This window comes from Mycobacterium sp., assembly GCF_035314905.1.
Taxonomy (GTDB): domain Bacteria; phylum Actinomycetota; class Actinomycetes; order Mycobacteriales; family Mycobacteriaceae; genus Mycobacterium.
The window spans coordinates 1-6493 of the sequence record NZ_DATFYW010000012.1; the positions used below are offsets into that span (position 1 = coordinate 1).

The 6493-nt window shown below is 67.7% G+C and carries 7 protein-coding genes and 3 pseudogenes; 6 read left to right on the forward strand and 4 right to left on the reverse strand.

The genetic code is table 11. From position 1 onward, the window contains the following. Positions 1 to 256: 256 nt before the first annotated feature. Positions 257 to 511 (reverse strand): hypothetical protein, encoded by a 255-nt coding sequence (locus VKG81_RS00990; RefSeq protein ID WP_324388967.1) that lies wholly within the window; start codon positions 509 to 511, stop codon positions 257 to 259. A 15-nt stretch (positions 512 to 526) separates the two neighbouring features. Here VKG81_RS00990 and VKG81_RS00995 point away from each other — a divergent pair. The 4 genes and pseudogenes from VKG81_RS00995 to VKG81_RS01010 form a co-directional block, all read left to right on the forward strand. Beyond that, positions 527 to 746, forward strand: a pseudogene (locus VKG81_RS00995) (class I SAM-dependent methyltransferase); the annotation flags it as partial. Between the two features lie 132 nt (positions 747 to 878). Continuing rightward, positions 879 to 1643 carry a UMP kinase gene (pyrH, locus tag VKG81_RS01000; protein ID WP_324388961.1) on the forward strand — a complete coding sequence of 255 codons (765 nt, stop codon included), beginning with the start codon at positions 879 to 881 and terminating at the stop codon, positions 1641 to 1643. Positions 1644 to 1677: 34 nt separating this feature from the next. Further along, the gene (gene frr, locus VKG81_RS01005; protein ID WP_324388962.1) at positions 1678 to 2235 is read left to right on the forward strand and encodes a ribosome recycling factor; all 558 of its coding nucleotides are present in this window, start codon (positions 1678 to 1680) and stop codon (positions 2233 to 2235) included. Then, positions 2236 to 3126: a phosphatidate cytidylyltransferase gene (locus VKG81_RS01010; RefSeq protein ID WP_324388963.1), complete on the forward strand. Its 891-nt coding sequence runs from the start codon at positions 2236 to 2238 to the stop codon at positions 3124 to 3126. Here the strand turns inward: VKG81_RS01010 and VKG81_RS01015 are convergent. Next, positions 3037 to 3969, reverse strand: a complete 933-nt coding sequence (locus VKG81_RS01015) for a DMT family transporter (protein WP_324388966.1) — start codon at positions 3967 to 3969, stop codon at positions 3037 to 3039. The genes VKG81_RS01010 and VKG81_RS01015 overlap by 90 nt on opposite strands. 169 nt (positions 3970 to 4138) lie before the next feature. On the opposite strand from VKG81_RS01015, the gene VKG81_RS01020 reads away from it, so the two are divergent. Together VKG81_RS01020 and rlmN are read left to right on the forward strand one after the other, a co-directional pair. Continuing rightward, positions 4139 to 4990: a LysR substrate-binding domain-containing protein gene (locus VKG81_RS01020; protein WP_324388964.1), complete on the forward strand. Its 852-nt coding sequence runs from the start codon at positions 4139 to 4141 to the stop codon at positions 4988 to 4990. Between the two features lie 8 nt (positions 4991 to 4998). Next, the gene (gene rlmN / locus VKG81_RS01025; protein ID WP_324388965.1) at positions 4999 to 6135 is read left to right on the forward strand and encodes a 23S rRNA (adenine(2503)-C(2))-methyltransferase RlmN; all 1137 of its coding nucleotides are present in this window, start codon (positions 4999 to 5001) and stop codon (positions 6133 to 6135) included. Here the strand turns inward: rlmN and VKG81_RS21435 are convergent. Both VKG81_RS21435 and VKG81_RS01030 read right to left on the reverse strand, forming a co-directional pair. After that, positions 6127 to 6273: pseudogene (locus VKG81_RS21435) on the reverse strand (aldehyde dehydrogenase family protein); the annotation flags it as partial. The gene rlmN and the pseudogene VKG81_RS21435 overlap by 9 nt on opposite strands. After that, positions 6273 to 6493, reverse strand: a pseudogene (locus tag VKG81_RS01030) (aldehyde dehydrogenase family protein); the annotation flags it as partial. The pseudogenes VKG81_RS01030 and VKG81_RS21435, both read right to left, overlap by 1 nt.

Genomic DNA, 6493 nt, shown 5'->3' on the forward strand with positions numbered 1-6493 from the left:
TGCGCCGTTGCGGTGCCGGTGCCGGTTGCAATGTGGTCGCAGTCGGTCGTGGTGCCGATTACGGCTCCACGTATCAGTGCCGACAACCAAACTCGTTGCAAATTTTTGGGTGCTCGGGCCATGACGGGGACCTTCCTAGCCGGAACGGTCGCGTTGGTCTTGTGGATGCGCCCGGCCCCGGCCAGGAGGTGGAACTGGGGCCGGGCGCTGCCTTGCCCCACGGTCTGTTACGAGCCGGGCGGCACCGAGGTGATCTTCACGAAGGCCGCCTGGTGCCGGAAGCCGTAGCCCAACCGCATCGTCCCACGCACTGCGGTGCTGTCCGGCCGAAGTGGAAGCTCGGATTCGCCTGAACCGAAATATCCTGCCGCAGAACGGTGAAGACCTTGCCGGCAGCGATTGCCCACACGACGCCATCCTCGATGGTTCCCTCGGGCGCGCTGTACAGCGGAACGCCAAAGATGCTGCGCGCCGCCGGCTGTGACACGTCACCACGGTCGATTGCCAGCATGGGCTCGTTTGAGACCTCGCGCGCGCCGCCGCGCCGGGCGCGTCCTACTACGTGCTCGTGTTCGACAAGCCCGCATTGCCGGAGGGCCCGTCGAACGCCGTAACGGCCGACGGATCGACGAGATCAAGCCCGCGCGCATCCACGGCCACATCCCTGAGAACCTCGCGGCGTTTCCCGCCATCGGGCTCAGGACGAGCCGAAGGGCCGCAAGTCCGTCGCGGCCTGGCTGCTCTCTCCGCGCACCTGCCGCAGCCCGACACGCGCTACCCGGTTTTCGCTGGGAACGCCCGATGAGGCAGGATTGGGAGTGCCGTCCTGGGCAAACCGCCTCCGATGGCGCTCTCATGCGAGTAGCCGGAGGAGCTCAATGGGTGACGACGCGACCAGCACCAACGGTGCGTCGTCGGCTCCGCACTCGGCGCCCAGGCCGAAATATTCCCGCGTGCTGCTCAAGCTCGGTGGTGAGATGTTCGGCGGCGGCCAGGTCGGCCTGGACCCCGACGTGGTACACCAGGTGGCCACGCAGATCGCCGAGGTGGTCCGCAGCGGCGTACAGGTGGCGGTCGTCATCGGCGGCGGCAACTTCTTCCGCGGTGCCCAGCTCCAGCAACGCGGCATGGAGCGCACCCGCTCGGACTACATGGGCATGCTCGGCACGGTCATGAACAGCCTCGCGCTGCAGGACTTTCTGGAAAAAGAGGGCATCGCCACCCGGGTGCAGACCGCGATCGCCATGGGTCAGGTGGCCGAGCCGTACATTCCGCTGCGCGCGCGCAGGCACCTCGAGAAGGGCCGTGTGGTCATTTTCGGCGCGGGCATGGGGCTGCCGTACTTCTCCACCGACACCACGGCCGCGCAGCGCGCACTGGAGATCGGGGCGGACGTGGTGCTGATGGCCAAGGCTGTCGACGGGGTGTTCACCGATGACCCCCGGGCCAACCCCGACGCCGAGCTGCTCACCGAAATCACCCACCGCGAGGTGATCGACCGCGGGCTGCGGGTGGCCGACGCGACGGCATTCAGTCTTTGCATGGACAACGGCATGCCGATTTTGGTTTTCAACCTGTTGACGAACGGCAATATCGCGCGGGCCGTCGCGGGTGAGAAGATCGGAACACTGGTCACCACCTGAGTCGGAACACTGGTCACCACCTGAGGAGGACGCCGTGATCGACGAAACCCTCTTCGACGCTGAAGAGAAGATGGAGAAGGCCGTCGCAGTCGCCCGCGACGATCTGGCGTCCATCCGCACGGGGCGGGCCAACCCGGCGATGTTTTCCCGCATCGCCATCGACTACTACGGCGCGGCCACGCCCATCACCCAGCTGTCGAGCATCAACGTGCCAGAAGCGCGGCTGGTGGTCATCAAGCCTTACGAGCAGTCCCAGCTCGGGCCGATCGAAAAGGCGATTCGCGACTCCGACCTCGGCGTGAACCCGACCAACGACGGCAACGTGATCCGGGTTGCGATCCCGCAGCTGACCGAGGAGCGCCGCCGCGACCTGGTCAAGCAGGCGAAAGCCAAGGGCGAGGACGCACGGGTGTCGGTGCGCAACATCCGGCGCAAGGCGATGGAGGAGCTCCACCGCATCCGAAAGGACGGCGAGGCCGGGGAGGACGAGGTCGGCCGCGCCGAGAAGGACCTCGACAAGACCACCCACCAGTACGTCGGCCAGATCGACGAACTAGTCAAGCACAAAGAAGGCGAGCTGCTCGAGGTCTAGATGACCCGGCAGCGAGCGATTTCCGTGGCCGAAACCGATACGGGCAGCCCCGACGGGGAGAAGTTTCCGAAGAACTCGCGCGCCGGCCGCAATCTGCCCGCCGCGATCGCGGTGGGCGCCGGGTTGGGCGGGATCCTCATCGTGATCCTGGTGTTCGCGCCCAAGCTGTGGCTCGTCCTACTGGCGCTGGCCATCCCCATCGCGACGCACGAGGTCACGCGGAGGCTGCGGGAAGCGGGCTACGCCGTCCCGATCGTGCCGCTGTTGATCGGCGGCCAGGCCATGCTGTGGCTGACGTGGCCGTACGGACCTGCCGGGGCCCTCGGCGGCTTCGCGGCCACCGTCGTCGTCTGCATGATCTGGCGCCTCGTCGGTCAAGGCCTGGCCGAGCAGCCCGTCAATTATCTGCGGGACATCTCCGCGACGGTATTCCTGGCCACCTGGGTGCCGCTGTTCGCGAGTTTCGGCGGGTTGTTGATCTATCCGCACGACGGCGCCGCACGCGTGTTCTGCCTGATGCTGACCGTCGTATGCTCCGACATCGGCGGCTACACCGCCGGCGTGTTGTTCGGCAAACACCTCATGGTTCCCGCCATCAGCCCGAAGAAGTCCTGGGAGGGCCTCGGCGGATCGCTGCTGTTCGGCGTCACCGCCTCGGTGCTTGCCGTCGCGTTTCTGCTGCACAAACCGGCCTGGGTGGGTGTGCCGCTGGGCTTGATGCTGGTGATCACCGGAGCGCTCGGTGATCTCGTCGAGTCCCAAGTCAAACGCGACCTCGGAATCAAAGACATGGGCACGCTGCTACCGGGCCACGGCGGGTTGATGGACCGCATCGATGCGATGCTGCCGTCCGCGGTCGCCGCGTGGATCGTCCTGACTTTGTTGGCCTGAGGCTCGGCTGTTCAGCCAGCACGCGACCGCGCCGACGGCCAGCCCGACCGCGATACCGATGTCCGGGCGCTGACCCAGCATCAGCCACGACAGCAGGCCGGCCACCGCGGGGATGATCGCGAAGAGCATCGCGACCGCGCCCGCCCCGTGGGTGTTGATCGCCCGCACGTAGAGGCTGACGGCCAGTGTCGCGTTGAGCAGAACGATCCCGGCGATCGCGACCGTTGCCTTGACCGCGTCGTGCACGGCGAACGGTGTCAGGCCGGCCAGCACGGCGGCCGGAATCAGCGCGACCGCGTTCTGCAGCGCGCTGGTGGCCCGGAAGTCGACGCCGGCGCAGAACCGCTGCTGGTAGATGCCGCCCGCCGACAGCCCGAGCAGCGCGATCACCAGCAGCACGATCACCGGATCCAGACCGTGGGTGGCCATCAGCCTGCTCGCGCAGGCCGCGAGCACGGCAACCACCCCCAACAGCAGCGCGACGATGCGCCACCGGTTGAGCCGCTCGCCGAGGACGGCAGCGCCGAGGATCGCGGTCGTGACCGGGTTCATCGCGATCAGCACCGCGCAGAGCACCGCGGGTGCCCCGCGCTGCACTGCCTCGTACAAGCAGCAGAACTGCACGGCCTGCATCAGCACCCCGGTCACCAGGACGTGACCCAGCTGGCGGCCCCTCGGCCACTGTGCGCTCGACAGTTGGGTCCAGGCGCCCAGGATGGCGGCCGCCAGCCCGAAGCGCAGCACCAATGCGGCCATCGGCGTCATGCCTGCCACGGCCAGATTGCCGATCGGGTAGCCCAGCGCGTAGAAGAACGTCACAGCGGATGCGGTGCGCAGCGGCATGCGGGGGAAGGCCATGCTGCCATGCTGTCGGCGCGCACCGACGCCGTCCAACGATTATTGGCGATCACAACCGATCACGAATCATGATCGTGGTCTTGGCAACATTGCCTATTCGACCCGAGAAGCGTGCAATATTGATCATTCGTACTGATCGCAATACAGTGAAGGGATGGCTCAGGTGCTGGACATCTCGCCGCTGCGCAGCGTGGTTGCGGTCGCCGACTGTGGCGGATTTCACCGTGCCGCGGCCGCGCTTCACCTCACTCAGTCGGCGGTCAGCCAGCATCTCCGCAGGATCGAGGCCGTCGTCGGGGGACCGGTGGTCGAGCGGTCCGGCCGGGGCGTGGTGTTCACCGAACTCGGCCAGCGGGTGTTGCGGCACGCCCGCACGATCCTGGCCGCCCACGACGGCGCTCTGGACGACCTCGGCGCGACGGATCGGCGCGTGCTGGTCATCGGCGCCACCGAGCACGGTGCCGACGTCCTGCTGCCCGCCCTGACCGGTGTGCTGCGGCAGCGCCTGCCGGACTGGCGGGTCCGCTTCCGGCTCGACCGCAACGTGTCGCTGGCCGACGCGATCGAGCGCGGGCTTGTCGACCTTGCGGTGATGCTCGACGGATCCGGGTTCGACCGCGCGAATGCTTCAGGGGTTGTCGAGCTCAAATGGATCGCTTCCCGCAGCTTCTCGGCGCCGATCGGCGAGCCGCTGCCGCTGGTGATCTTCGGGGAGCCCTGCACACTGCGTGAGCCGGCGTTCTCAGCACTCGACAAGCTGGGCGTGGACTATCAGATCGTGGCCGAATGTTCCGACCTCGCCGGTCTTTACGCGGCCGTCCGCGCTGGCCTGGGCGTGGCGCTACTGCCGCTGATCGGCCGGCTGCCCGACGGTCTGTGCCCCGCCGAAGGCATGCCGGCCGCCAACCGCGCGTCCGTGTTCGTCCGTGGCCGGGCCGGCGTCGACGAGTCGGTGGTGGCCACCGTCGACGACGCGGTCCACGACGTTCTGGCGACGGAAAGGTAAGGCGCACTATGGACTTGGTGTTCGCCGCGCCGCGTCGCGCGATGCCGCCACGGCACCTGGCGGATCTCGACGATGCCGGTCGCATCGCCGCGGTCACGGAGCTGGGTCTGCCGGCGTTTCGGGCCAATCAGCTGGCCAACCAGTATTACGGACGGTTGATCGCAGACCCACGGGAGATGACCGACCTGCCGGCGGCGGTGCGGGAAAGGGTCGCCGACGCGATCTTCCCGACGCTGCTGACGCCGGAACGGCAGATTGAGTGCGATGCCGGTCAAACCCGAAAAACGTTGTGGCGGGCGATCGACGGCACCACATTTGAATCGGTGCTGATGCGCTATCCGCAGCGCAACACCGTGTGCATCTCGTCGCAGGCCGGTTGCGGCATGGCGTGCCCATTCTGCGCCACCGGTCAGGCCGGGCTCACCCGCAACCTGTCGACGGCCGAGATCCTCGAGCAGGTGCGGTCCGCGGCCGTCGAGTTGCGTGAGCGCGATGGTGCAGGATCGTCGCGCAGGCGCGACGGCGGCCGGTTGTCGAACATCGTGTTCATGGGCATGGGGGAGCCGCTGGCCAACTACACCCGGGTGCTGGCCGCGGTTCGACGTATCATCGCGGCGGCGCCGCGGGGCTTCGGCACCTCCGCACGCTCGGTGACGGTGTCGACCGTGGGGCTGGCGCCGGCGATTCGCAGACTGGCCGATGAACACCTCAATGTCACGTTGGCGTTGTCGCTGCACGCACCCGACGACGAGCTGCGCGACACGCTGGTCCCAGTGAACAACCGCTGGAAGGTCGCCGAAGCGCTCAATGCGGCAAGGTATTACGCCGACGTGACCGGCCGCCGGGTGTCGATCGAGTACGCGCTGATCCGCGACGTCAACGACCAGCCGTGGCGAGCCGACCTGCTGGGCAGGCGATTGCACGGCGCGCTCGGACCGCTGGTGCACGTCAACGTCATCCCGCTGAACCCGACACCGGGCAGCGACTGGGACGCCAGCCCCAAGCCCGCTGAACGCGAGTTCGTCAAGCGGGTCCGCGAACGTGGTGTGTCGTGCACCGTTCGCGACACCCGAGGCCGTGAAATCGCCGCCGCCTGCGGTCAATTGGCCGCGACAGCGGAGCCGTCAACCAGGCCCTCAGGGTAGCCCGATCGTCTTGCTTTCCAGGTACTCGCGGAACCCTTCGGCGCCGTTACGGCGGCCCGGTCCGCTCTGCTTGGTGCCGCCGAACGGGCTGGTGATGCCGAAGTGCGACCTGCCGTTGATGGTGACGTTGCCGGTGCGCGGCCATGCTCCGCCCAGTGACCGACCTCCTTGACCGGGTCTTCGATCTGACTGCCGGTGACCGAGATCGGGCAGCCGCCCTCGGTCACCACAATGCGGCGCAGCCGCTCCTTGTGGCGGTCGAGCGCCTCCTGCAATTGCTTGAGGCAGTGATAGCGCAACTCGATGTCGCGGGACCAGCCGGAGGTGTCGAATGCGCGCCGCGCCGCGCCGACGGCTC

Bases quoted from the DNA above. Each gene is read 5' to 3' on its own strand.
- VKG81_RS01020 (WP_324388964.1), top strand. From the start codon at position 4,139: ATGGCTCAGGTGCTGGACATCTCGCCGCTGCGCAGCGTGGTTGCGGTC.
- VKG81_RS01015 (WP_324388966.1), bottom strand. From the start codon at position 3,969: ATGCCGCTGCGCACCGCATCCGCTGTGACGTTCTTCTACGCGCTGGGC.
- rlmN (WP_324388965.1), top strand. From the start codon at position 4,999: ATGGACTTGGTGTTCGCCGCGCCGCGTCGCGCGATGCCGCCACGGCAC.
- VKG81_RS00990 (WP_324388967.1), bottom strand. From the start codon at position 511: ATGCTGGCAATCGACCGTGGTGACGTGTCACAGCCGGCGGCGCGCAGC.
- pyrH (WP_324388961.1), top strand. From the start codon at position 879: ATGGGTGACGACGCGACCAGCACCAACGGTGCGTCGTCGGCTCCGCAC.
- VKG81_RS01010 (WP_324388963.1), top strand. From the start codon at position 2,236: ATGACCCGGCAGCGAGCGATTTCCGTGGCCGAAACCGATACGGGCAGC.